The organism is Pseudodesulfovibrio sp. S3, assembly GCF_004025585.1.
Lineage (GTDB): Bacteria > Desulfobacterota > Desulfovibrionia > Desulfovibrionales > Desulfovibrionaceae > Pseudodesulfovibrio.
The window spans coordinates 1-24475 of the sequence record NZ_QTZO01000026.1 but is presented as its reverse complement, the minus strand read 5'-3'; the positions used below and the strand labels follow the sequence as shown (position 1 = coordinate 24475).

Here is a 24475-nt window from a genome sequence, read left to right as displayed (position 1 = left end):
AACTCCTAGTATTTCTCTCGGATCATCCGGGCAAAGTTTTCAGGGGTGAATCCATATTTGTCGGACAGAACCTTGCCGGGGGCGCTGGCTCCGAAATGGTCCAGGCCAAGAATCACGCCGTCCAGCCCGACATATTTGTGCCACAGGGTCGTGCGACCGGCCTCGGCCGCAGCGCGGGCAGTGATTCCCGACGGCAATACTTCATTTTTATACGATTCGGGCTGGTCGTCAAACAATTTGGTGGACGGCATGGAAACCACGCGCACCTTGCGCTTGAACAATTTGGCGGTTTCAAGGCAGAGCGAGACTTCGGAGCCGGACCCGATCAGGATCAGATCCGGAGTGCCGTCACAGTCCTTGAGGATGTAGCCGCCTTTGCGGGGACCGTCCGTGACGGCCGGGTATTCGGCCGGATCGAGAACCGGCAGGCCCTGGCGCGTCAGGAAGATGGTGGAGGGCATTTTCTCCTGCGTGAAGGCGATGTCCAGGCAGACCGCGGTCTCCATGGCGTCGGCAGGGCGCAGGTCGATGAGGTCGGGGATGAGTCGCAGACTGCTGACATGCTCGATGGGCTGATGGGTCGGGCCGTCTTCGCCCACCCAGAAGGAATCGTGGGTGAACACGTAGAGCACCGGCAGTTCCTGCAGGGCGGACATGCGGATGGCGTTGCGGCAGTAATCGGCAAAGGTCAGGAAGGTGGCTCCGAACGGGAGCAGGCCGCCGTGCAGCTGCATGCCGTTCATGATGGCCGCCATGGGGAATTCGCGGACGCCGAAGGCCATGTTGCGTGCGCCGTATCCGTCCACGGCGAAGTCACCGTAGGTATTGCGGAAGTTCATGGTCTGGTTGGACGGGTCGAGGTCGGCCGAACCGCCCACCAGGGTGGGCAGGGATTCCATGACCGAGTCGAGGCATTTGCCCCAGGCCTGACGGGTGGCCATGGTCTCGCCCGGAGTGAACTTGGGCCAGGCGATGGTCAGATCGGAGCGGGACTTGGTCACATGTCCCCAGATTTCGGCGAAGCCGGTGTCGCCCAGCTTGGAGTCGACCATGGCTTTCCAGTCGGCCGCGTTCTTGCGCAGGCCGTCGAAGCGGGAGCGGTACTCGGTCAGCACGTCTTCGGGAACGAAGAAGTCGTCAGGGGCCAGGCCGAGTTTTTCCTTGGTGGCCTTGATTTCGTCGGCCTTGAGCGGCTCGCCGTGGGTCTTGTGGCTGCCTTCCATGCTGGCGCAGCCCTTGGCCATGACCGTGTGCCCGATGATCAGGGAGGGCTTTGCGGTCTCAAGCTGGGCGGCCTTGATGGCGGCGCGGATTTCCTCGTGGTTGTGTCCGTCCACTTCGATGACATGCCAGCACAGTCCTTCGAAGACCTTGCGGTGGTCGGTGCAGTCGGCCTTGCAGGTGGGGCCTGCCAACTGGATCTTGTTCGAGTCGTAATAGGCGATCAGTTTGCCAAGGCCCCACAGACCGGCCAGGGAGGCCGCGCCCAGGGCGATGGGCTCCTGGAGATCTCCGTCGGAGGACAATACATAAGTGTAATGGTCCATGACGTCCGCACCGAGATTCTCACGCAGGAACGCCTCGGCAGAAGCAAAACCCACGGACATGGCGAAGCCCTGGCCGAGCGGGCCGGTGGTGGCTTCCACGCCCGGAGTCAGGTGCACTTCGGGATGACCCGGGGTCAGGGAGCCGAGCTGGCGGAAATTCTTGATGTCGTCCATGGAGATGAAGCCGTTCAGGTGCAGCAGGCTGTAGAGGAGCATGGACTCGTGCCCGGCGGACAGGATGAAGCGGTCGCGGTTGAACCACTTGGCGTCGTCGGGATTGAAATTCAGGAATTCGGAAAAGAGGATGGTGGCGTAATCGGCGGAGGACATGGCGCCGCCGGGGTGCCCGGAGTTGGCCTTGGCAACGCCGTCCATGATCAGTCCCTTGACCACGGCGATGGTCTTGTCCGTCTGTGTCATTGTAATGATACCCTTTGTAAAAAAGTTGTTATTTGGAGACCGAGTCCATGAGGTCGATGCGCCGCTGGTGACGATCTCCCTCGAATTTCGAGTCAAGGAACGCCTTGAGGATGCCCAGGGCCAGCCCCTGGCCGGTGACGCGCTCCCCCAGGCAGATGACGCGGGCGTCATTGTGCTCGCGGGCCATGCGGGCATGAAATTCGTTGGTGCACAGGGCGGCACGGACTCCCATGCGGTTGGCGGTCATGGACATGCCCAGACCCGTGCCGCAGACGAGTATGCCCAGCTTGGCGTCGTCAGCCAGGATTCTTTTGCAGACCTTGGCTGCATAGATCGGGTAGTCGCAGGAATCCAGGCAGTCCGGCCCTTCGTCTTCAACGGCATAACCCCATTCCCCGAGGGCTTTGGCAATGACGGATTTGAGAGTGTAGCCCCCGTGGTCGGAGCCGATGACAATGGTTCTGCTCACAATTCTTCCCCTTGGTGTTCAGCCGCTTGGGTGCGCACCTTCTTCATGCGCATTTCCCGGTCATTGGCCAGTTCGGTTTTCAGGGTCGCGATTTCTTCGTTGAGGAAAGCGACCTGCTTGAGGCTGAGTTCCTTTTCGGACTGCCTTCCTCTGGGTGCTTCCGCGATACGCCCGAGGATGCCATATTCCCGTTCCAATTCTTTTTCAAGTCTGCTGATCTCGAATCGGCCCATCAGGGACCGGGTCAGCCATTGTATTTCGGCCAGCCACGTCTTGAGACCGAGCAGGAAGATGTCCATGACGGTTTCGCTGTGCGTCTGTCTGTCCATTGTCAATCCTCGTGTACCACGGGGATATCCCCGGTTTTTTCTTTCAGGTAGCCGTTGTCCAGGCGGATCGGCTCAACCCCTTCAGGCAGCGCCAGTGCCAGGGATTTTGCGGGCCAGGCTGTCGGCATAAGCTCGCGTGATTTGATGTGCAGGACGCCCTCTTCGCCGTTGTCCAGGGCCAGGGTCAGTTTGCCGGGCAGTGGGGCCTTGTTTTCCAGCGCGTCTTCGTACCGGTTGATTTCGAACACCCAGGAACGGGCGTTTTCAAGCACCTTGGTCGTCCTCCCTTCGAGGAGGAGAGGGCGGCCATATTCATCCAGAATGATCCTGTCCACCAGTCCTTTGTCCAGTGTATACACGAAATTGGTGCCGTTCTGATCGGCCACGGCAAATTTCCCCGGAGTCAGACCGGAAAAATCGCCCGCCATGACGCTGGCCAATTCGGACAGTGAAAAAGGGAAGGGCATGCCCAGACGGGTGGCCCCGAGCACCGGGTTCACGTGGGTGTAGGCCTGCTTGTCCTCGGGGTAGAATACCAGCAGGCCGCTGCGTTCTTCCCGGATGTGGGCCAGAAGCGTGCCTATGGAAGCGGAAACGTCAAGGCGCATGGGACCGTCGAAATCGCCCCATAGGGTGATCAGGGTCCGGTTGGTTCGCTTGGTCGGCTTGGTGCGGGAATATTGGAGGCTGGCCTTGACTCTGAGAGCCGGAGCCTTGGGCGGGACGCAATAGTTTTGTCTGAAGGACGTCCAGGCCTCCTTGGGGGTGGAAAGGACCACGCCGGGAGGAATCCTGGTCGCGCAGCCGGAAAGGGTGGCCAGGAGCAGGACGGCCGCAATTACCGCCGGAACGAATATCGAACGGGAGCGGCTCATAGTTTCTTCAGCTTCTCCTTGACGGTGTCGGCAGTGGGAGAGCCGAATTTCAGGGAATAATTATATCCCTTGCGGGCTTCCTTGACGTTGCCCATGGCGGCGGCGATGTCTCCGTAGTGCTCCCATATGGTCGGATCCTTCTCCACCACGTCCACGGCATCGCGAATGTACTCCCATGCCTTGGCCAGATTCTTCTTCTTGAAGTTGACCCAGGCCACGGAGTCGAGGATGTATCCGTTATCCGGGTCCAGGGAGGACGCCTTGGTCACCAGGACCAGAGCGCGGTCCAGTTCGCGATTTTCCTCGGCCAGGGTATACCCGACATAGTTGAGCGCGTTGGCGTGGTCGGGGTGGGCACGGATCACGGTTTCCATCAGGGCCAGACCTTCAGGCCGGCGTCCCGTGGTTTCGTATACCATGGCCAGCTCGTAGGTCAGCTCGGGGTCGTTCTGGAGTTTTTCGAGTCCCTGTTTGAGGGAGCGCTCGGCACCGGCCAGATCGTCGTTCTGCCTGAGCAGTCCGGCTTCGAGGATGTAGAAGATGGCGGCGTCGGGATAGAGGCTCTTGCCTTTGGCCGCGATGTCCAGGGCCTCTTTGGACTTGCCTTCGGCGTTCAGGAGTTGGGCCTTGAAACGCAGGGCGTGCGGGTAGAGCCGGTCGGTCTTGTTGACCATGTCCAGGAATCCCATCGCCTTGTCAGGGTCGTTTTCCCCTTCGTCTGCAATGACCGCCTTGTAGAAATAGTATTCCGCAGGCACGGCTCCGTCAGACGTGAGCATGTCCAGAACAGTGGAGCCCTGGGCAAAGAATCCGTCGTTGATGAACATGAGCACGGCATCCAGGATGAAGCTTTTCGAAGGCGGGCCGTTCAGGGCCATATCCATGGCTTTGCCGGGGTTGTTCAGTTTCAGATTGAGGTTGATCAGTCTGAGCCGGGCTTCGGGAAAGGAGTCGGTTTGCTGCAGGATGGAGCTGTAGATGGCTTCGGCGGCCACGTAGTCTTTGGACAGTTCGTATTGGAAGGCCAGTTCGACCAGGGCCTCGGTGAATTCCGGGTCCATGGCCACGGCCTTTTTCAGGGTGGCGATGGCGGCCTTGCGCATCCCCAGGTTCCCCTGGACACGGCCCATGGCATAGAAGGCGTCCGCTGACCGCTCCTTTTCGGGAATCTGTTTGAGCATATCCAGAGCCTGGGCGTCCTGGCCCGCGTCCATGAGCATGTGGCCGAGGCGTTCCCGGGCCTCGATATCATCCGCGTGACGGGTGAGATAGTCGTCCATGACGCTGATGGCGTCCTCCACGCGGTTGTCGGCGACATAGGAGTTGGCAAGATAGATGGTCAGCATCCGGTCGTCGGGGAATTCTTCGAGCCCTGCCTTGAGGGCGGCGCGGGAACGACCGGTGCCCTCCGGGTGGTTCCAAAACATGCCCGCCTTTTCAAGGTAGAGCTGCGGACTTGGGGCCACGGCCAGAATCCGGTCCAGGGCCGCCACGGCTTCGGCATGGATGGCATTGACCTCTTCGGTGGTCAGGGAGCTTTCCTTGCCTTCGGCAGTATGTCGCTGGAGCTTGTGCACCATGTCTTGATAGACGAGATAGTCGTAGTTGATCTGGGCGGACGTGGTCATGGGCAATGCCATGCTCGTCTTGGCCGCGCCTTTTTGTGAGGCACAACCTGCAAAAGCCAGCAATGTCGACAACGCCAGTGCCGTCAATGCAGTGCTCAGTTTCATCCGGTAGGTTCGTTTCATCCGTGTGTCCCGGTGGGCGGGGTTGCCGCCGATTAATCGTGTTCCAGTACCCAATCTTTGGAAAAGCCTTTGACCCTGTCCGTCATGTGTTCGCGTATCTTGGCCAGCAGCCTGGCCTCGATCTGTCGGACACGTTCCCTGGTGACGCCGAATTCCTCGCCGATTTCTCGAAGCGTGACAGGGTCGTCGGACAGGAGCCGCCGATCGAGAATGGCTGTTTCCTTGTCGTTGAGGGTGGGCCTGATTTCCCGGATGTTGTTCAGGAGCAGGTCCACGATCTGATCGTTGGCAAGGGTTTCTTCCACGCCTGGGCCAAGGGATGGCAGGAAGTCCATTCTTGTGGTGTCGGAGTCGTCGCCCAGAGGGGCATTCAACGACATGTCGTTTTTTGACAGCCGCTGGTCCATCTCGTCGATTTCGGCTTCCGACACTCCGAGCCGCTCGCTCAAGACCTCGGTGGTAGGGTCGAACCCCAGGGTCTGGAGGCGCTGCCGCTCCTTGTTGAGATTGTAAAAGAGCTTGCGCTGGGTCTGGGTGGTCCCGATCTTGACCATGCGCCAGTTGTCCATGATATACTTGAGGATGTACGCCTTGATCCAGAAGGCCGCATAATAGGAGAACTTGATCCCCTTTTCCGGGTCGAACTTGGTCACGGCCTTGAGCAGCCCGACATTGCCCTCCTGGATCAGGTCCAGCCCGTTCTGCATCCAGCGGCGCTGGAAATCCATGGCGATCTTGACCACCAGGCGCAGATGGGAGGACACGAGCTTGAAGGCCGCATCCTGGTCGTTCTCTTCCTGGACTCTCTTGGCCAGGGCATATTCCTCTTCCGGTTCCAGCATGGGGAACCGGGCGATTTCCTTGAGATACATTTGCAACGGGTCGCGGAGCCGGACCTCCTTGGAAGAGGGGGTCAGGCTCAGCGCCGGGAGCTTGTTCTCCAGCCCGTCGGCCTTGGCCGGGGCATTGATGGGTACGGCAGTCGAATCCGGAATGTCGATATCGTCTTCGTCCAGGTCAACGATTTCCAGATCGACTACGCTCGTATTGTTATCTGATGTCATTGCAGTCTATGGGTGGGCGCATTTGCGTCCTGTTCAATACTTAATATAAGGAGTAAAAAAGTGACACTATAGTTTTTATCTGACCTTATCAATGTTTTTCAAGCCTCCCGAACTTGTGCAACTCCCTGCGCCTGTAGGGAAAGCCCAAGTCTTGCGGGAGTGAAAAACCGCTTGATTTTTGGTGTGTTCGCGTCTATATCGAGATATCTTGATATATGAATACGTGGGTCGGAACGGATTTCAGGGCGTTGTTGCGACCTGTCCGGCCGGTCTTTACGGAGGATACCAGTGCCTGATTTCAGATCCATACTCAGCGACGACAGGATTTATTATTTCGATGGCGGCTACGGCACGCTGCTGCAAGGCCGGGGTTTGCCCGCCGGACTTTCCCCGGAGTTGTGGGGGCTGAAGGAGCCCGACGTCATCCGCGGCGTGCACCAGGATTACCTGGACGCCGGAGCCGATATCCTGACCACCAACACCTTTGGCGGGTCCCGGCCCAAGCTCGGTCTGGACGCCGATCCCTATGAACTGAACAAGGCCATGACCCGGATTGCCCGCGAGGTGGCCGGGGACAGGGCTTTCGTTGCGGCCAGTATCGGTCCCACCGGTCATTTTGTCCAGCCCCTTGGCGACATGACCTTCCGCGAGATGGTGGATATATTCAAGGAGCAGATTCGGGGATGCGTGGACGGAGGGGCCGATTTGATCCTGGGCGAGACCCATTTCGACCTGGCCGAAGCCAGGGCCGTGGTCATCGCCGCCCGGCTGGTCTGTGACCTGCCGGTAGCCATATCCATGACCTTCGAGGGCACGGCCTCCCTGACCGGAACCAGTCCGCTGACGTTTGTCGACACCATGCAGAATATGGGCGTGGAACTGATAGGCACCAACTGTTCCGCCGGTCCCGAGCAGATGCACGACACTCTGCGCGCCTGGGCGTCCCGTCTGGAAACCCCCACCTTTGCCGAGGCCAACGCCGGGCTGCCCGAGCTGGATGATGACGGCAACACCTCCTTCCGCCTCTCGCCCCAGCCCTTTGCCGAACAGGCTGCCGGGTTTGTCGAGCTCGGCGCGAAATTCATAGGCGGTTGCTGCGGCACCACGCCGGAGCATATTCGCGCTCTGCGCAACAAGGTGGGCGATGCTTCCTGGAACAGACCGCAAAAGACCGACAATGCCCAAATGGTCCTGACCTCCCGGTCGGTGTCCGTGCCCATCGGGTTCGAACATCCCGGCGTGATCATCGGCGAGCGCATCAACCCCACGGGCAAGAAGCAGCTCATCGCCGAACTCCAGGAAGGGGTGTTTTCCGAGGCGCATCGCTTTGCCGCCGAGCAGATCGAGCTTGGCGCGCCGGTGCTGGACGTCAACGTGGGTGCACCCATGGTGGATGAGGTTCAGCTTCTCCCCGACCTGATCACCTCGCTTTTGGGACGCTGTACCACGCCCCTGTCCATCGACTCCAACGATCCGGCGGCGGTGGAGGCCGGACTGTGGGCTTATCCGGGTTCGCCCCTGGTCAATTCCATCTCCGGTGAGCCGGGCAAGATGGAAAGGCTCGGCCCCCTGTGCAAGCTCTTTGGCGCGCCGTTCATCCTGCTGCCCATCGTGGGCAACAAGCTGCCGGTCACGGCTGCGGAACGGATCCAGGTCATCTCCGACCTGCTGGCCCAGGCCGACGGACTGGGCATCCCCCGCCGGTTGATCATGGTGGACGCCCTGGCCCTGACGGTCTCCTCCAAGCCCGAGGCCGCCCGTCATTCCCTGGAGGTCATGCGCCACTGCCGTGACGAGTGGCAACTGCCCACCACCATAGGGTTGTCCAACATATCCTTCGGGCTTCCTGCGCGGGAACTGCTCAATTCCACGTTCCTTGCCCTGTCCATGGCATCGGGGTTGTGCTCGTTCATCTCCAATCCCAACTCGGCCCGTATTCAGGAGTCCATGCACGCCACTGAGGTGCTCTTGAACCGCGACCCCCAGGCCGAGCGGTACATAGAGAGTTTTTCGGGCTGGACCGGCGGCGGTTCGACCCAGGCCGGATCGGCTCCGGCCGGAAAGGAAGACACCCGGAACATGCCCCCTGTCCAGGCGGCGGTCGTCAAGGGCGACAAGGATTCCATCGTGGCGTTGGTCGAGGCCGAACTCAACACGGGCATGGCCGCCATGGACCTGGTCAACGACATGCTCATCCCCGGAATTCTGGTGGTGGGAGAAAAATACGAGAAAAAGGAATATTTCCTTCCCCAGTTGCTGCAATCCGCCGAGACCATGCAGGTCGCGTTCCGGCGACTCCAGCCGCTGCTGGAGGAGGATGGCACTGCCGGGGAAAAGCCCGTGATCATCATGGCCACGGTGGAGGGCGATATCCACGATATCGGCAAGAACATCGTCTGCCTGATGCTCAAGAACTACGGTTTCGATGTGGTCGACCTGGGCAAGGATGTTCCCGCAGAACGGATCGTAGCTGCGGCCGCCGAGCACAAGGCAGCACTCATCGGTCTGTCCGCCCTCATGACCACCACCATGGTGCGCATGGAGGACACGGTCAAACTGGTGGCCGAACAGGGTCTGGACGCCAAGGTCATCATCGGCGGGGCCGTGGTTACGGAAAAATTCTGCAATGCCATCGGCGCCCACGGCTGGTCCACCGACGCCGTGGCCGCAGTGAAGCTGGCCCAGCGCTTGACGCAGTAGTCCTCCGGCCCCCCATCCCCTCTCCTTTCCTAAGCTTTTTTGTGCCGCTTCGCGGGGAGGGAGTTTCGGAATATTTCGCTAAACGTCGTTTCAGTGCAGATCGCGATCTGTCGTCATAAGGTTGTTCTTTTGCTCCCGAGGGCGATGTCATCAGTGATCTTCCGCATTCGGACATACTGCAAAGTCCTCCCCGAGTTGTTGGCGATGGGGCTGGTGAGGGCTTTTGTAAGGAGACCGCGGGATGGGAGCGATTGCATGGTGAAACCGGGTAAAAGCTAAAAAGAAAACAGGGTTACAGGCATTGAAACCGGAGACTGCCTTTGGGGGATTGACCTCTCCCTATCGCTTTTATTTGCAAGACAAGTCTGATACCCTTCCCGAAATTCACTGGCGAGGTGTCTGCATGAATAAGATGGTGCGTGTTTTCGCGCTGATGATATTTGTTCTGGCCGTGACGGCCTGTTCGGGTGAGTCCGGTTCCGAAACCGGGGCTTCAGCATCCAAAGAGGCTGCCGAGCCGGAACTTGCGGCCGAGGCCGTTCCTTCTTCATTCCCGTTCATGGGAACGGTCGAGCTTGACCGGTATCTCGATGATAATGCGGGCAAACCGACCATCCTTTTCTTCTGGACCACATGGTGCCCCTCCTGCAAGCAGGAGATTCCCGAGCTTGAAAAGCTTCGGGAAACCCATGGGGACAAGGTCAATATCATTGCCCTGTCCCTGGACGACAAGGTCGAGGCGCTGGAAAAGTATATTAGTCAGCATCCTATCGATTTGCCAGTGTACCTTGGAGATCAGGCCATGGCCCGCAAATTCCAGGTAGAGGCGATCCCCACCCTGGTCATCTTCGATGCAGCCGGAAAGAAGATTTTCGGACAGGCAGGGATTTATCCTCATTCCATGCTCGGAGCCATGGCAGACAATCTAACCAAATAGTTCAATATGTTACGCAAAGCACGCATAGAAGATGTCAAGGCGATACACGGTCTGCTCATGCATACCGACGAGCATGACGGCCTGGTTCTGCCCCGGTCTTTCAGTCAGCTCTATTCCCACCTGCGGGATTTCGTCGTGGCCGTGGAAGATGGGAAGGTGGTCGGGTGTTGCGCCTTGAGTCTGATTTGGGACAATCTGGCCGAAATCCGCTCCCTGGTGGTCACTCCGACGCACCGCGGCAAGAAGCTTGGACGCAAGTTGGTGGAGGCCTGTCTGAGCGAGGCCGTGACACTGGGTATATTCAAGGTGTATACCCTTACCGAAGTGACTGACTTTTTCGCGCATATTGGCTTTGAGGAAGAGAATATGGATTCCCTGAATCAGAAAATATTCCTCGACTGCCTCAACTGTCCGCGTTTTCCCGATCTCTGCAACGAAGTAGCAATGATTATAAATCTGTAACCCCGACAACATGATGGCACACAAACTGACACCGTTCATTACCGCCGAGCAGATCGCGGAGCGCGTGGAAACCCTGGGGCGCGAGATTTCCCGGGCCTACAGCGGTCGCGGTCCTCTGGTCTGCATATGCGTGCTCAAGGGCGCGTTCTTGTTCTTTGCCGATATCATTCGCAAAATCGACAACGAGATCGAGGTTGATTTCGTTCGGCTGGCCAGTTACGGCACGGCCACGTCCCGGTCCGAGGACATTGTTTTTTCGAAGGATCTCGAGATTCCCATCGAAGGCAAGGATGTCCTGGTCATCGAGGATATCGTGGATACGGGGCACTCCATGGACTTTCTGCTGCACGTTTTGCGGCGGCGAAATCCGAAGAGTTTGAAAATTTGTGCACTTATTGATAAGCATGAACGACGTGAACTGGATGTGCATGTGGATTTCGCCGGTTTCAAGTTGAGCGACGGGTTCATCGTCGGATACGGCCTGGACTACTCCGAGCGGTACAGGGAACTGGGCGGGATTTTCGAACTGTCCACGGATTCAGAAAGTTAATTAACCGGATTTTTTTGGAGATCAAAACATGATCGTCACCTGCCCGAATTGCGAGACCCGCTACAATCTGCCCGACGAAAAAGTTCCGGCCGGCGGAGCCAAGGTCAAGTGTTCCAAGTGCGCGCAAGTGTTCAAGGCCGAACATCCCCCGGTGTCGCCCGAAGAGGAAGTCGAGGCGCTTCTGGAAAAGGAAGACCTCGGCGCTGATACCCAGGCAGGGGAGGATTTCGACGAGACGTTCGATGACATGGCTTCGAGTGCCGCTCCGACTGACGAAGCCTCGACTGATGAGGCCATGGAAGAGGGGCTGCCGGACACGGATGACCTCTTTGACGAGAGCGACACCGATGCGCCTGATTCGGAAGAAACCGATTCTCAGGATGCGGATGATTTGTTCGCGGATGAGGCCGACACTGCCGATGCCGACGACCTGTTCGCCGATGCCGACGATGACACCGCCGCCGACGACCTGTTCGCCGATGCCGATGATGACACCGGAGATGACGACGATCTGGATGAGGATGGCGGCGAATCCGGGGACGATGTATTTTATGACGGCGATGCGGACGAAGACGAGGATGAGGACGAGGATGAAAGCGGAGAAGACAGCCTTTCTCTCGACCCCGGAGTCGAAAAGGGCAACCGAAAATCATTGGGCTGCCTGATCCTCCTGCTCGTGCTGGCATTGGGACTCGGCGCGGCAGTTTATTTCAAGGTCTGGACGTATGCGGGCATCGACCTGGGGGGCATGTTGAAGAATGTGCCGTTCGTCGGTCAGATGTTCACGGAAGACCCCGGCGGCGAGGAGGCTGCCCCGGGCGAATCTCCGGCCGAGCGCGTGCGCAAGATAGAGTTGAAGAACGTCAAACAGTATTATGTGACCAACGAGAAGGTGGGCAATCTGTTCGTGGTCGAGGGCAAGGCGGTCAACAAGTTCGCCAAGCCCAAGGAGCAGATCAAGGTGGAGGTCACGCTCTACGACGCCACCAACAATGTGCTCACATCACAGGCGTTCCTGTGCGGCAACGTTCTCTCCCAGTTCCAGCTCCAGGTACAGACCGAGAAGGAGATCAAGGATGGTCTGGCCTCGGAGATCGGTGTCCTGTCCAACAACACTTTCATCCGGCCCGGTGCGTCCACGCCCTTCATGGCCGTTTTCTTCCAGCCTCCGACCGATGTGAAGGAATTCATGGTCAAGGTGGTGGATGTGGGTGATCCCGAATAAGTCCTGTTCCGGATTTGGCCGATGACTCGATATGCAGGCGGGGGGAATTCATGAATTCCCCCCGTTTTTATGTGGCATGAATCAAAAAACAGGCGTAATTTCCGATGCAGGCCGTTTTTGAGGCGCAACCCCTTGTTGTGCGGGGCTTTATCACGCATGTGAAAAAGTAATAAAAGGGCTGGCATTTGGGAAAAATGCATTGACGGGAATTGACGGCTTGTGCTAATCCTCCTCCACTTGTGAAGGATTGCACGAATTGCCGTTTTTGGCTATGTGCCTACTCGGAACGCGTGAAAACATAATTCACAAGGTGCGAACATGCTCTTTTCAAAAGACGATAGGTGGGTGCAAATCACTCAATTGGGGGGCACTGCCGGTACGATGGGGCTACACATCGCTTCCGCCACTGTCGTCGGGCTGACCATCGGGTATTTTCTGGACGATTATTTCGGAACCAAGCCCTGGTTGTTGATGATCTTCTTCTTGTTTGGGGTCATTGCCGGGTTCAAAATGGTGTTCGATGATTTTCGAAAACTCCAGAGGCGAGAAGAAGCAAGAAAAGCAAGTTCTTTGAAACAGGACGGAGAATGAAGTGCTGGGAAGGATGAACCAAAGGCTTGAACGTTTGCTCATCAGGAGCGGATTCCCCAAGCCGGACGTGCGTATCCTTATCCGCAATCAGATTTATGTGTCGCTGGGGTCCTCTCTAGTGATCATGCTGGTAACACTTTTTTCCCGGTGGTCTTTGGCGTATCTGGCCGGAGCTGTCATAGCTCTCGCCAATTTCTGGACGTTTGCCCGCGTGACTCAGATATTGGTGTACAACCAGAAACGCGGACCATTTTTGCTGTTTGTTATATTTATGGGAAAGATGACTCTGAGCGGGTTGGCCCTCTGGTGGCTTATCGGAGTCGAACGTGTTCCCCATTGGGGGTTGATTCTGGGTCTGGGAACCGTGGTGGTCAACATCACTGCAACCGGCCTGAATCAGATGGGTAAAAAATAGCCTAGCTGCATTTTTTAAGGAGGCTTGAATATGGGTTTTTCAGGCGGATTGCCGCATCCTCTCTTGTACATGGACATGCTGAAAAGCATCGGTCATTGGGGCGCCAGCGTTGAACATATGCTGGGCGTCGACAGCATCAACCACGTTCTCTACATGTGGTTGGTCATGGCCATCATTCTTTCTCTCGGGCTGCTTGTTCGGACCCGGTTGCAGCTGGTTCCCGGCGGTCTCCAAAACGTTTTTGAAACCATTGTCGGCGGACTCGAAGACTTCGTGGTTGCCAACCTTGGTGAAGAGGGCCGTCAGTTCATTCCGCTGCTGGTCACCATCTTCATGTTCATCCTGGGCATGAACTGGATCGGTCTCATCCCCGGATGTGATGCTCCCACCGCAAACATCAACACGCCTGCCGCCATGGCGGTCATCGTGTTCTGTTTCTACCAGCTTGTGGGCATCAAGAAATGGGGCTTCGGCTACATCAAGCATTTCATGGGTCCGGTCAGCTTTCTGGCCCCGCTCATGCTCATTCTGGAGCCTATTTCCCACATCGCCCGTCCGCTCAGCCTGACGCTTCGTCTCTTCGGCAACATCCGCGGTGAGGAAATCGTTCTGATCCTTATGTTCTTCCTTGCTCCCATCATCGGTTCTTTGCCCATGTACTTCCTGTTCATTCTGGCAAAGACCATTCAGGCATTCATCTTCTTCATGTTGACGATGCTCTACCTGCAGGGTTCTATCGAGCACGCTCACTAGAAGGCGCGCTCATTATTTAGGGGAAATGGTCCTTGGACCAAAACATATTACATAATCCATTTGGAGGATTTACAATGAAAATCGCAAAGATTCTTTTCACCACTCTGGCTCTGGTTCTGGTTGCTTCCGTTGCTTTCGCTTCCGAAGGTGGCGCTGATCCCGTCATGGCAGCCAAGGCATACGCCACCGCTCTGGGCATGGCCATTGCAGCCGGCCTGTGCGGCATCGGCCAGGGCATGGGCGTGAAGAGCGCTTGTGAAGGTATCGCTCGCAACCCCGAAGCCGGTGGCCAGCTGTCCACCACCCTGATCCTCGGCCTGGCCTTCATCGAATCTCTGGCCATTTACGCCCTGGTCGTCAACCTGATCCTGCTCTTCGTCGTCTAGTTTCAGCCGACTGAAATGCATATTGAGGGGAGGCTTCGGCCTCCCTTTTTCGGCTCTTTCATGTTAATTTTTTCACAGGGTTGGATCGATTTTGGCCTGTAAGGGACGTACATCATGAAAAGCGAACACATCCCCAAAGCCACCATCGGCAGACTTGCTGTCTACATTCAGGTTCTTGAGAACCTGCTTCGGGACGGCAACGAGGTCATTTCCTCCGAAAGACTCGCCAGGGCCTGCTCGGTTAATTCTTCGCAAATACGTAAGGATCTTGCTTATTTCGGCGAATTCGGCGTGCGGGGTGTTGGCTATTATGTCCAGGAACTGATCACGTCCATCAAGCAGTCCCTCGGCATCGACCGGATGTGGAAATGTGCGCTCATCGGTGTGGGCAACATGGGCAGCGCGCTGCTCAGGCACCATGACTTCGAGAAGCGCGGGTTCAAGATCTGTGCTGCCTTTGATTGCGATCCGGACAAGATCGGCCTTGAGTTTGAGGGCATGGAGATCGTCTGTCCCACCCACCTCAAGGAACAGGCGCCCGAACTCAACCTTGAAATCGGCATCATTGCCACGCCGCCGGATCGCGCACAGCGGGCCGCCAACCACCTGGTGGAGGCCAACATCCGCGGCATCATCAATTTCGCGCCCTCGCGCATCAATGTGCCCAAACACATCCCCGTAGAATACGTCGATTTCTTCGATCATCTCTACGCCATAGCCTTCCAGATTACATTGGGCAACGACTAGCCCTTGTCCTACCCGGCTCGCGAGAGCGGGCCATCTCACATTTATCGCGCACGGTTTCACCCTCACCGTAGCGCTGCTACGCCTCCGGTTCAACCGCACACGCTATACCTGGGGCATAAAATCATACGGCGCGAAGACTCGTCTACAATTCACTATAAATGCTTATCTGACCCACTCTCACATGCCATTATGAGATGAGAGGTATTGTTTGATGCCTCTTGCATCCAAGGCGCTATTTTTTCGGGCTGAGGTTGTTGGGTAGACCCCGCGAAGCGGCGACAAAAAGTTCTGGAGGGGGAGTCCAGAGGGGGAACCTCTTTCAAGAGGTTCCCCCTCTGGTCGCCGAAGGCAGTACAAAGCCCCTGCAAGCGTTCGCTTGCAGGGGCTTTGCTGATGGTTGCGCTGTGTTAGGCCTTGAAGCGGTAGCCTACGCCTCGGATGGTTTCGATCCAGGGGGCATAGGGGCCGAGTTTCTGGCGCAGGCGGCGGACATGGGTGTCCACGGTGCGGGAGTAGCCTTCGAAGTGGGTATCCCAGACCGTATCAAGGAGATTGTCGCGGGTCTGGACCTTGCCGGTCCCGGACACGAGCACGGTCAGGAGTTTGAACTCCGTGGCTGTGAGGGCGATTTCCTCACCGTCGATGGTGATAAGATGTGCTTCGAAGTCAACCCTGAGCCCTTCCCGCTCCCACAATTTTGGAGCGTTGGGTTCGGGTGCGCCGTAGCGGCGCAGAACGGCCTTGATGCGCAGGATCAGTTCGCGAGGAGAGAAGGGTTTGACCACATAGTCGTCGGCCCCGAGTTCCAGACCCACGATCTTGTCCACTTCGTCGCCCTTGGCAGTGAGCATGATGACAGGAATCCGGGCCAGGCCTGGATCGCCCTTGAGTTGTCGGCAGACTTCCAGTCCGTCAGTGCCGGGCATCATCAGATCCAGAAGAATGATGTCCGGTTTGAACGCCTGGGCGAGGTTGAAGCCGAGTTGACCGTCTTCAGCTGCGGCCACGTCGAAACCGGCGGCAGTGAGATTGTATTTTAGCAGTTCACGTGTGTCTCTGTGATCTTCGACCACCAGTATTTTTTGGGCTGACACTGGGTGCTCCTTTCGGTGTTGTTGGGGACTGCTATACCCTAATGCTGTAACAAAGAGTGTTACATATGAGCAACAATTTCGCAAATTGGCCCCTTTTGCCTATGGGGTTGAAACAGCTCGGAAACAGGATGGCCTAACCTGTGGTTAAAGCGGTATTTCTCGGATCCGGGCCGCAGGAATGCCGTTTCTTTGATCCGTTCCATAAAGAGGATTCCGCAGGGTGCCGATAATGAAGGTAACAGTTGGAATAAAGACAAGCCGAACGGAGCCGCATTCTATGTATTACCACGGATTCGACAAGAAGTTCCCCTCTGGGAGCAAGTACTGGACAATGTACGATGATCAGCTCATCGGCATGCTGTTTTCCAAGATAGTCAATAAAACTCTGAGTATGGACATGACGCCCACGGATTCGGAAGAGATCGTGGACGAGATGGTGCAGAATCTGTTTGACCTCTGTTTTTACATCAACAAGGATTTTCACGCCTGCTAGCCGTGATGTTCGATCTCATATCCATTTTGGAAAGGCCCGGGTTGTCCGGGCTTTTTTATTGAATATTCGAACGTCTACCTTGCGGATGAACATGTTTTGAATATAATAGGCCATGCTCTTTCTGAAGGTATAATCTTGCGAAGAGGTGAACCATGCGAGTACAGACAAAATTGACCTTGCTATTTCTGTTCATGACTTTTTTTGGAAGCATGCTGATCGGTTCAATTGCCTACTACATGGTAAAACGCGATGTTGTCCGGGCATCGGCAGAGCACACTTTCAAATCATTCAATATCGATTTCGGCACTTATGTGAAAAGCTATGGCGGTGTAAAGGCTGCCATGGAATCCGAGAAGTTTGACGCATTTGTCGAGCGCATTCACAGACTGATTCCTTCAGACCAGGGCCGTGAGGTGGACGATGCTTCGTATTCGACCCGCTGGCAGGAGAGGCTGTTCGGATACCTTGTCCTGAGTGGGCAAGGGGTTGTTCTCCATCCTGCCAGGGGATTCAGAGTCGGAGACAAGCCCCCTCCGGAGATTGTCGACCAGGCTCTGGGCATTGAGGTGGACGGCAAGACCGTTGCCAAGGCTGTCCTTGTTGGTGAAACAGTGCTCACGGAACAGGATGAACGGTATCTTGCCTTTGTTCGGCATTCGTTGGTTACAGGATTGATTATCGCGGTGGGAGTCTCCTCTCTGCTCTGTCTCGTTTTTGGTCGCATGTTGAGTTCGGTTTTACGGAACTTGGCCGAAGCCATCAGGTTGATGCGAGCCAACCGTAAGGAAGTGTGCCAGGTCGAGGTCGTTTCAGATGATGAATTGGGGTTACTGACAGAATATTTCAACCAGATGAATGTGGAATTGGCCAAGGCGCATGTTGAATTGCGGGAACTGGCCATTAGGGACCCGCTCACCAACCTTTACAATCGTCGGCATTTCGACGAGCAGGCCCGTCAGTTTTATGAGAGTGCCAGCCGATACGGCCAACCCTTGTCTTTGATGATCGGTTCTCTGGACGATTTAAAGAAGATCAACGATGATTTTTCCTATGAAATTGGTGATCTCGTGCTGGAGAAAGTGGCTGAGATCATGAGCGGTGTCACCCGCAAGAGTGATGTGGTCGCCAGGTACGGCGATGAAGAGATGGTTGTCCTCTTTGCCAATACCGACAAGGAAAACGCGGCTGTTTCCTGCGAGAACATCCGAAAAGCCATTGAGTCCTATCCGTGGGGTGGCTTTGCTCCGAATCTTGTTGTGACCATGTCCATCGGCTTGTGTGACAACACCGGGCATTCCTCGTCAGCCGCCATGTTCTCCAAGGCGGATCAACTCATGCACACGGCCAGGGCAGACGGCAGGAACAGGGTGGCTTGCGACTAGGTGATACGTCTTTATCCCATGAAGAAAAAGGCCCGGCATGTCCGGGCCTTTCTTTATTGAGCCGTATAGGCTGCGATGCGGTCGTGCACGTTTTGGCGCAGGTTTTCGAAGAAAAGCGAGTAGTCGAATTTGTGGTAGACCCCTGTGGGGAAGGTGGTGCTGTCCGAGTCCAGCAGTCCCGGTTCTTCGGGTTGCACCTCAAGCCCGGAATCCTTGACCTGGGCCGGGGTAAAATGCGGGTAGGTCCGGGTCGAGCCGTCTTCATCGAAGAAGGTGGCTCCGAGATTGAGAGCGGCCGGGGCAAATTCGTCATTCGTAGTCCAGGTAAGCGGATTGGTCACGATGGCCCCGGGCCTGATCGTGGGGGCGGCCTTTTGCCGTCCTTGGGCCACGGAATTGTATGAGATGAAACAGTTCACCTGGGTGGCGTTCCCGCACATCTTCAGGGCGGGGTTGGCCTTGAGATCGTCGTCGGTGATGGACCAGCCGATGAGGTAGGCGGCCACGAGTCTGTTTTCGCAACCGAGTGTCCCCCAATTCTTGACGGCATACTCCGCCAGGAGGTTCGAACCCTGGCTGTGCCCTGCAAGTATGAAGGGGCGGCCCTGGTTGAGATGCTCCAGGTAGTAGGTGAACGCCCGCTGCACGTCCTCCATGCCGTACTGCATCAGTTTTTCAACCTGTTCGTCGGGCAGGGAAAGGCCGGCCATGTTCATCTGCCGGTAGATCGGTGCATAGAGGTTGGCCTGGCCGGAGAAGACACCGGCCTGCGTGAGGACTGAGTTCATGGCTGCCTTGAGCAGGGGGACGCTTGCCGGGTCCATGAGCCAGTGTTCGGTGTCGCCGAGGACGGTTGGATAAACCCAGAAAACATCGACGGGGCGGACGCCGGGCGTATCGGGCTGGACCAGCCAACCCTGTGTTTCGGCGTAATCCGGCGCTTCAGGGACGCTGGCCTGCGTGAACACGGGCAGGGTGGAGGCCGCCAGCGCCTGACCGCAGGCAAGGACGAGGGCCAGGACAAGGGGCGATAAAAAACCGGTGCGGACTCGCTGCATGGGGTTACGCCTTGAGACAGAGGGTTACGGCCTTGATGACGTCGGCCACATCGTCGTCTGTGAGTTTGGGGGATAACGGCAGGCTGATGGTCTGGCGGCCAAGGGCCACTGCCTGGGGTGTGTCTTCGAGTTTCCAGCCGAACCGCTGCTGGTAGTAGGGGTGGTCGGGGATGCTCAGGTAATGCACGCCGGCGCCGATGCCTTCCTTGGTCAATCTGTTCAGGAGCTGGTCTCGGTCAATGCCGCTGTGCACCGGGTCGACCAACAGGGTGTACAGGTGCCGGGCATGCCGGGTGTCCGGCTCTTCGGGCGCGGGCAGGCCCACGGGCAGAGGCCTGAACGCGTCCTGGTACATGTCCCAGATTTCGCAGCGGCGCTTGAAATTCTTTTCCACCCGTTTCAATTGGTGGATACCTATGGCTGCCTGGAGGTCCATCATGTTGTATTTGAATCCGGCATGCACCACTTGGTAGTGCTTGTATCCGTCGTCCGAGAATCGCTTCCAGGCATCGGCGGACATGCCGTGCAGACCGAGAATCTTGACGGTCCTGATGTCCTCTTCGGTGCGGGCCATGACCATGCCGCCCTCGCCGGTACAGACGTTTTTGGTCACGTAGAACGAGAAGCAGCCGAAGTCGCCGAAGGTCCCGGCGTGCTGCCCCTTGTAGGTGGTTTCGATGGCGTGGGCGCAGTCTTCCACCACCTTGAGATCAAACTCACGGGCAATGTCCATGATCCGGTCCATGTCGCAGGATCTTCCCGCGAAATGCACCGGCAGGATGGCCCGTGTACGCTTGGTGATCTTTTTACGGATGGCGTCGGGGTCGATGTTCATGGTCACCGGGTCCACGTCGGCCAGCACGGGCGTGCACCCGGCATGGATGATGGCGTTGACCGAGGCGCAGAACGTCAGCGGCGTGGTGATGACCTCGTCCCCCGGCTTGAGATCGAGCGCCACCAGGGAGAGGTGCAGGGCGGCCGTGCAGGAGTTGCAGGCCGCTGCATGGCCTGTCCCCAGATAGGCGGAAAAATCGGACTCGAATTGTGCCACCTTGGGACCGGTTCCGAGCCAGCCGGTTTTCATGGAAGCGACGACTTCGTCGATTTCCTCCTGCTCGATGAGGGGGGCGCCGAAAACAAGAAAATTATTCTTTGAACGAACGGGCATGCTCGTATTCTCCTGTAAGAGTCAATGGTGGCAGAGATGTATCAAAAATAGTGTGGGCGGTAAATGTCAGAAATTCGGTTGTTCAGGGAGAGAAGGGCGCATTCCGGGGTCGGACATTAATCTGCATGGACACTGTTGCGACCGCGTCTTTTGGCTTCATAGAGTGCGTTGTCAGCCTGCCGGAACAGGGCGTCCAGTGTGTCCATCTCCGGGGTCATTTCGGCAACACCGATACTGATCGTCACGGTCAGCGCGTTTTCTCCGGTCGTGAAGGGGGAGTCGCCGATGCTCTTTCGGAGGCGTTCCGCAGCTTGTATCGCCTGGTTTTTGGTGGAGTGGGGCATGAAAAGGGCAAATTCCTCACCGCCGACCCGGCCGAAGATGTCGACCTGTCGGAGTGTTGCAACGCAACGCTTCGCTATGGAAACCAACACATCGTCGCCTGCCGCATGGCCCAATGAATCGTTGATTTTTTTGAAATGATCCACGTCGATCAACAGCAGGGAGCAGGCGTGGTCGTATCGTTTTGCGGCACGGAATTCCCTTTCGCCCAATTCCATGACGCGCCTTCGGTTGAGGATGCCGGTGAGTACATCGGTCTCGGCCTTGTGCTTGAGCTCGGTGAGGGCGAAAAATTCACGCCGTTGCGCGGCCCCGAACCGGATGCAGAAATAGAAGCCGAAGCCGTTGGCCAGGGCAAAGGTCAATGCCGTGTTTGAGATGTAATCGGGCGGAGCATTGGTGCACAGGACGAGGGTGAGGATATAGGCCACGGACCCGAGGCCGCCGGCGATGACCGGTTGCCAGATCTGGGGTGCCTGGAAGAGGTAGAACATCAAGACGATGAAAATCGTGATCGGGGTTTCCCGCATGCTGTTGGTGTCGGATTTGAGGTACAGTTCAAGGGCCTCGGTCGCCATGAGAACCACCATGTAGGCACAGGCGGACAGACCCAGTTTGAAGGGTGTCGTGTTCTTGCTGAAGGTGAGGATGAACGGGACCAAGCCGGTCAGGGCAGTGAGCAACCTGGCCGCAAGAAGCAAGGTGAAACTGCTGTCGGAGATCTGCAGGGAGTCCGCGTAGATGGCCCCCAGGTAGGCGGCGGCCGTAATGACGCAGACAAAGCGCAGCCGCCGTCGCGTATAGGGCAGCCGGGCTGTCTGGAAATCCCTTTCAGCCTGTGGGTCTGCAAGGAGGCCCATGGAATTGATCCTGGCCTGCTGTTCAATTGTCTGAAGCATAGCCGGTGAAACCTTTCTGGTCAGCGTGGCGGTAGAAATTGAGTTAGGGGCCATCTCTAACAAATGCCCGTCTCAATAACAAGAAGCCCCCCCAAAGGGCAGGCTGAACGAACCTTGTTTCATGTGATGTGTTTTGTGACATTCGGGGAACTGATATGGCATAGAGTTGCGCTTCCCATTATCATTAGCTATAACCCGACCCCGGCCCAATCCCGGGCCGAAGAAAATTCATCTGATACGAGGTACCGCAGTGATCAGACCAGATTTCGAAAAAATGAACGGCCTGGTGCCCGCCATTGCCCAGGACGCCGAGACCGGCGAAGTCCTGATGATGGCCTACATGAACGAAGCATCATGGGAAAAAACCCTGGAAACCGGCGAGGTCCATTACTGGAGCCGCAGCCGTCAGGAGCTATGGCATAAGGGCGGTACCTCGGGCCATACACAGAAGGTGAAGTCCATCCGCATTGACTGCGACGACGACACCTTGGTACTTCTCATTGAGCAGATCGGCGGCGCAGCCTGTCACAAGGGCTACCGTTCCTGTTTTTATCGCGAACTGAAAGACGGCGAAGTGAGCGAATGCTCTCCGTATGTCTTTGACCCCAAAGAGGTATATAAAAAATGAGTGAACAATTTCTCCGACTCGGTATCCCCAAAGGCTCTCTTCAGGATGCAACCCTCAAGCTGTTCGAAAAGGCAGGCTGGAAGATCAAGCTGCACGAACGCAACTACTTTCCGGACATCGACGACGACCGCATAAAGTGCTCCCTGGCCCGTGCCCAGGAAATGTCCATGTACGTGGAGAACGGCACCTTCGACGTCGGCCTGACCGGCATGGACTGGATCAGGGAAAACAAGTCCGATGTGGTCGTGGTTGACGATCTGATCTATTCCAAAGTCAGCAACCGCAAGGCCCGCTGGGTGCTCTGCGTCAAGGGCGACTCCCCGTACAAGCGGCCCGAGGATCTCAACGGCAAGAAGATATCCACCGAGCTGATGGGTTTCACCAAGGAGTACTTCGCCTCCCAGAATATCGATGTCGACGTCTCCTTTTCCTGGGGCACCACCGAGGCCAAGGTCATTGAAGGGTTGTGCGACGGTATTGTCGAGATCACCGAGACCGGCACCACCATCAAGGCCAACGGCCTGCGCATCATCGCAGAACTGATGCAGACCAACACCCAGATCATCGCCAACAAGGAGGCCTGGGCCGATCCCAGGAAGCGCAAGCTCATCGAGGAGATCAACCTGCTGCTTCAGGGCGCCCTGCGCGCTGGCAAGATGGTCGGATTGAAGATGAACCTGCCCAAGGACAAGCTTGCCGCCCTGAACGGTTCCCTGCCGAGCCTCAACTCTCCCACCGTGGCCGAGTTGCAGGACCCCAAGTGGCTGTCCGTGGAGGTCATGGTCGAGGAGAAGGTCGTCCGCGACCTCATCCCCAGGCTGGTCGAGTTCGGTGCGGAAGGCATCATCGAGTATCCGTTGAACAAGGTCATCTGATTGGACTGACCCTGTTTCTGAGAATAATATGGCCGGGAGAAGCTTTGCTTCTTCCGGTTTTTATTTTTTTGATACGTAGCGCATTCGCGGTGGTGATAAGCGCGTTCTCTGTACGAGGTGTCGTTGATTGTTTGATACGTAGCGCATTCGCGGCGGAAGCTAGGCTCGTCATCATTACGGAGTGTTTCGCTTTTACAGCGCCCTACTTTTGTCCGAGGCGACAAAAGTAGGCAAAAACGCCTTTTTCGCGCTGTGAGCCTGGCCCCGAAGCCAAGAGCCTGTAGGCGGCTTTCGCTGCCCGAAACGATTGTCCACCCTGTGGACTCAATCGGGCTGCGCTTCGCCGCCTGAGACAGGCTCTAAGCTTCAGGGCCAATTGTTCGTCGTTGTAAGGGGGGGTAGGGATGGTGTGATTTTCTTGTTGGATTAGGCTCTTCGGTTTTTCGGGGCGGCAGATTTCATCATAGGTTTTGGGCGAGTGTTTTGTTCGGAGCGCATTCGCGGTGGTGATGAGCACGTTCTCCATATGAAGAGTTGGAATTTATTTGAAACGTAGCGCATTCGCGGTGGGAGTTAGGCTCTATATCCTTTTGAAGTGTTGCGCTCTTACAGCGCCCTACTTTTGTCCGAGGCGACAAAAGTAGGCAAAAACGCCTTTTTTGGGCTGTGATCCTGGACCCGAAGCCTAGAGCCTGTAGGCGGCTTTCGCTGCCCGAAACGATTGTCCACCTTGTGGACTCAATCGGGCTGCGCTTCGCCGCCTGAGACAGGCTCTAGGCTTCGGTTCCAATTGTCGGTCGTTGTAAGGGGTGGTGGGGATGGTGTTTTTTTGTCGGATTAGGTTCTTCGGTTTTTCGGGGCGGCAGATTTCATCATAGGTTTTGGGGGATTGTTTGATACGTAGCGCATTCGCGGTGAGGGTTAGGCTCGTCATCATTACGGAGTGTTTCGCTTTTACAGCGCCCTACTTTTGTTCAAGGCGACAAAAGTAGGCAAAAACGCCTTTTTGGGGCTGTGATCCTGGAAGCGGGACCAAGAGCCTGTAGCGCGGCTCCACTGCCCGGGAAAGAAAGTCCGTAAACGAACGCTTTCCGGGCCACGCTCCGCCGCGCACAACAGGCTCTAAGCCCCGCTTCCAATTGCCCATCGCTGTAAGAAGCTTCAAAAACGGCGTGGCGAGTTCGGAAAAAAAAGCGGATTGCCTTTCGCATCCAGTGGAGCGCCTTGGATGCCAACGGCATCCAACAGCGGCTCTCGTCCCCGACCCCCTCCCGCGCAGACCTTCCCCTACGGCAGCAAGCCCTCCCACCAACGC

General features: G+C 56.9%; 24 protein-coding genes. 14 read left to right on the top strand and 10 right to left on the bottom strand.

Annotated elements, in window-relative coordinates:
- Nucleotides 1-5: 5 nt before the first annotated feature.
- The 6 genes from tkt to DWB63_RS16180 are packed head-to-tail and all read right to left on the bottom strand — an operon-like array spanning nucleotide 6 to nucleotide 6455.
- The gene (gene tkt / locus DWB63_RS16205; RefSeq protein ID WP_128329909.1) at nucleotides 6-1967 is read right to left on the bottom strand and encodes a transketolase; all 1962 of its coding nucleotides are present in this window, start codon (nucleotides 1965-1967) and stop codon (nucleotides 6-8) included.
- A gap of 28 nt (nucleotides 1968-1995) precedes the next feature.
- On the bottom strand, nucleotides 1996-2436 hold the full coding sequence (gene rpiB / locus DWB63_RS16200) for a ribose 5-phosphate isomerase B (protein WP_128329908.1): 441 nt from the start codon (nucleotides 2434-2436) through the stop codon (nucleotides 1996-1998).
- Nucleotides 2433-2765 (bottom strand): hypothetical protein, encoded by a 333-nt coding sequence (locus DWB63_RS16195; RefSeq protein ID WP_128329907.1) that lies wholly within the window; start codon nucleotides 2763-2765, stop codon nucleotides 2433-2435. Before DWB63_RS16195 ends, rpiB begins: the two co-directional genes overlap by 4 nt.
- 2 nt (nucleotides 2766-2767) lie before the next feature.
- The gene (locus DWB63_RS16190) at nucleotides 2768-3640 is read right to left on the bottom strand and encodes a hypothetical protein (RefSeq protein WP_128329906.1); all 873 of its coding nucleotides are present in this window, start codon (nucleotides 3638-3640) and stop codon (nucleotides 2768-2770) included.
- Complete coding sequence (locus DWB63_RS16185; protein WP_128329905.1) at nucleotides 3637-5391, bottom strand: tetratricopeptide repeat protein; 1755 nt, start codon at nucleotides 5389-5391, stop codon at nucleotides 3637-3639. The genes DWB63_RS16190 and DWB63_RS16185 overlap by 4 nt, the downstream gene beginning before the upstream one ends.
- A 32-nt stretch (nucleotides 5392-5423) precedes the next feature.
- The gene (locus DWB63_RS16180) at nucleotides 5424-6455 is read right to left on the bottom strand and encodes an RNA polymerase factor sigma-32 (RefSeq protein WP_128329904.1); all 1032 of its coding nucleotides are present in this window, start codon (nucleotides 6453-6455) and stop codon (nucleotides 5424-5426) included.
- 288 nt (nucleotides 6456-6743) lie between these two features.
- Here DWB63_RS16180 and DWB63_RS16175 point away from each other — a divergent pair, with 288 nt between their 5' ends.
- The 10 genes from DWB63_RS16175 to DWB63_RS16130 all read left to right on the top strand — a co-directional run bounded on the left by DWB63_RS16175 (nucleotide 6744) and on the right by DWB63_RS16130 (nucleotide 15221).
- A complete protein-coding gene (locus DWB63_RS16175; protein ID WP_128329903.1) occupies nucleotides 6744-9155 on the top strand; it encodes a homocysteine S-methyltransferase family protein in 2412 nt (803 codons plus the stop codon).
- 403 nt (nucleotides 9156-9558) lie between these two features.
- The gene (locus DWB63_RS16170; RefSeq protein WP_128329902.1) at nucleotides 9559-10092 is read left to right on the top strand and encodes a TlpA disulfide reductase family protein; all 534 of its coding nucleotides are present in this window, start codon (nucleotides 9559-9561) and stop codon (nucleotides 10090-10092) included.
- A gap of 6 nt (nucleotides 10093-10098) precedes the next feature.
- Nucleotides 10099-10554, top strand: coding sequence for an N-acetyltransferase (locus DWB63_RS16165; protein WP_128329901.1), 456 nt, complete (start codon nucleotides 10099-10101; stop codon nucleotides 10552-10554).
- Nucleotides 10555-10567: 13 nt separating this feature from the next.
- A complete protein-coding gene (gene hpt / locus DWB63_RS16160; protein ID WP_128329900.1) occupies nucleotides 10568-11104 on the top strand; it encodes a hypoxanthine phosphoribosyltransferase in 537 nt (178 codons plus the stop codon).
- A 28-nt stretch (nucleotides 11105-11132) separates the two neighbouring features.
- Complete coding sequence (locus tag DWB63_RS16155; RefSeq protein ID WP_128329899.1) at nucleotides 11133-12329, top strand: DUF3426 domain-containing protein; 1197 nt, start codon at nucleotides 11133-11135, stop codon at nucleotides 12327-12329.
- A 318-nt stretch (nucleotides 12330-12647) separates the two neighbouring features.
- On the top strand, nucleotides 12648-12920 hold the full coding sequence (locus DWB63_RS16150) for an AtpZ/AtpI family protein (RefSeq protein WP_128329898.1): 273 nt from the start codon (nucleotides 12648-12650) through the stop codon (nucleotides 12918-12920).
- A gap of 13 nt (nucleotides 12921-12933) precedes the next feature.
- A complete protein-coding gene (locus tag DWB63_RS16145) occupies nucleotides 12934-13335 on the top strand; it encodes an ATP synthase subunit I (protein ID WP_241648891.1) in 402 nt (133 codons plus the stop codon).
- Nucleotides 13336-13365: 30 nt separating this feature from the next.
- A complete protein-coding gene (atpB, locus tag DWB63_RS16140) occupies nucleotides 13366-14088 on the top strand; it encodes a F0F1 ATP synthase subunit A (protein WP_128329896.1) in 723 nt (240 codons plus the stop codon).
- A 74-nt stretch (nucleotides 14089-14162) separates the two neighbouring features.
- Complete coding sequence (atpE, locus tag DWB63_RS16135; protein ID WP_128329895.1) at nucleotides 14163-14474, top strand: ATP synthase F0 subunit C; 312 nt, start codon at nucleotides 14163-14165, stop codon at nucleotides 14472-14474.
- A gap of 114 nt (nucleotides 14475-14588) precedes the next feature.
- Entirely contained in the window at nucleotides 14589-15221 is a 633-nt protein-coding gene (locus tag DWB63_RS16130; protein ID WP_128329894.1) for a redox-sensing transcriptional repressor Rex, read from the top strand.
- A gap of 407 nt (nucleotides 15222-15628) precedes the next feature.
- Here DWB63_RS16130 and DWB63_RS16125 read toward each other — a convergent pair whose 3' ends face one another.
- Nucleotides 15629-16315 (bottom strand): response regulator transcription factor, encoded by a 687-nt coding sequence (locus tag DWB63_RS16125; protein WP_128329893.1) that lies wholly within the window; start codon nucleotides 16313-16315, stop codon nucleotides 15629-15631.
- Between the two features lie 277 nt (nucleotides 16316-16592).
- On the opposite strand from DWB63_RS16125, the gene DWB63_RS16120 reads away from it, so the two are divergent.
- A complete protein-coding gene (locus tag DWB63_RS16120; protein WP_128329892.1) occupies nucleotides 16593-16808 on the top strand; it encodes a hypothetical protein in 216 nt (71 codons plus the stop codon).
- A 209-nt stretch (nucleotides 16809-17017) separates the two neighbouring features.
- Nucleotides 17018-18190, top strand: a complete 1173-nt coding sequence (locus DWB63_RS16115; RefSeq protein WP_164879928.1) for a GGDEF domain-containing protein — start codon at nucleotides 17018-17020, stop codon at nucleotides 18188-18190.
- Nucleotides 18191-18243: 53 nt separating this feature from the next.
- Here the strand turns inward: DWB63_RS16115 and DWB63_RS16110 are convergent, their stop codons facing one another.
- The 3 genes from DWB63_RS16110 to DWB63_RS16100 form a co-directional block, all read right to left on the bottom strand.
- Nucleotides 18244-19248 carry a DUF3089 domain-containing protein gene (locus tag DWB63_RS16110; RefSeq protein ID WP_128329890.1) on the bottom strand — a complete coding sequence of 335 codons (1005 nt, stop codon included), beginning with the start codon at nucleotides 19246-19248 and terminating at the stop codon, nucleotides 18244-18246.
- A 4-nt stretch (nucleotides 19249-19252) separates the two neighbouring features.
- Entirely contained in the window at nucleotides 19253-20416 is a 1164-nt protein-coding gene (locus DWB63_RS16105) for a DegT/DnrJ/EryC1/StrS family aminotransferase (RefSeq protein ID WP_128329889.1), read from the bottom strand.
- 116 nt (nucleotides 20417-20532) lie between these two features.
- Nucleotides 20533-21657: a GGDEF domain-containing protein gene (locus tag DWB63_RS16100; RefSeq protein WP_164879927.1), complete on the bottom strand. Its 1125-nt coding sequence runs from the start codon at nucleotides 21655-21657 to the stop codon at nucleotides 20533-20535.
- Between the two features lie 250 nt (nucleotides 21658-21907).
- Between DWB63_RS16100 and hisI the strand changes: the two genes are divergently transcribed.
- Nucleotides 21908-22285: a phosphoribosyl-AMP cyclohydrolase gene (gene hisI, locus DWB63_RS16095; protein WP_128329887.1), complete on the top strand. Its 378-nt coding sequence runs from the start codon at nucleotides 21908-21910 to the stop codon at nucleotides 22283-22285.
- On the top strand, nucleotides 22282-23160 hold the full coding sequence (gene hisG / locus DWB63_RS16090; protein ID WP_128329886.1) for an ATP phosphoribosyltransferase: 879 nt from the start codon (nucleotides 22282-22284) through the stop codon (nucleotides 23158-23160). The genes hisI and hisG overlap by 4 nt, the downstream gene beginning before the upstream one ends.
- The last annotated feature ends 1315 nt before the right edge of the window (nucleotides 23161-24475 follow it).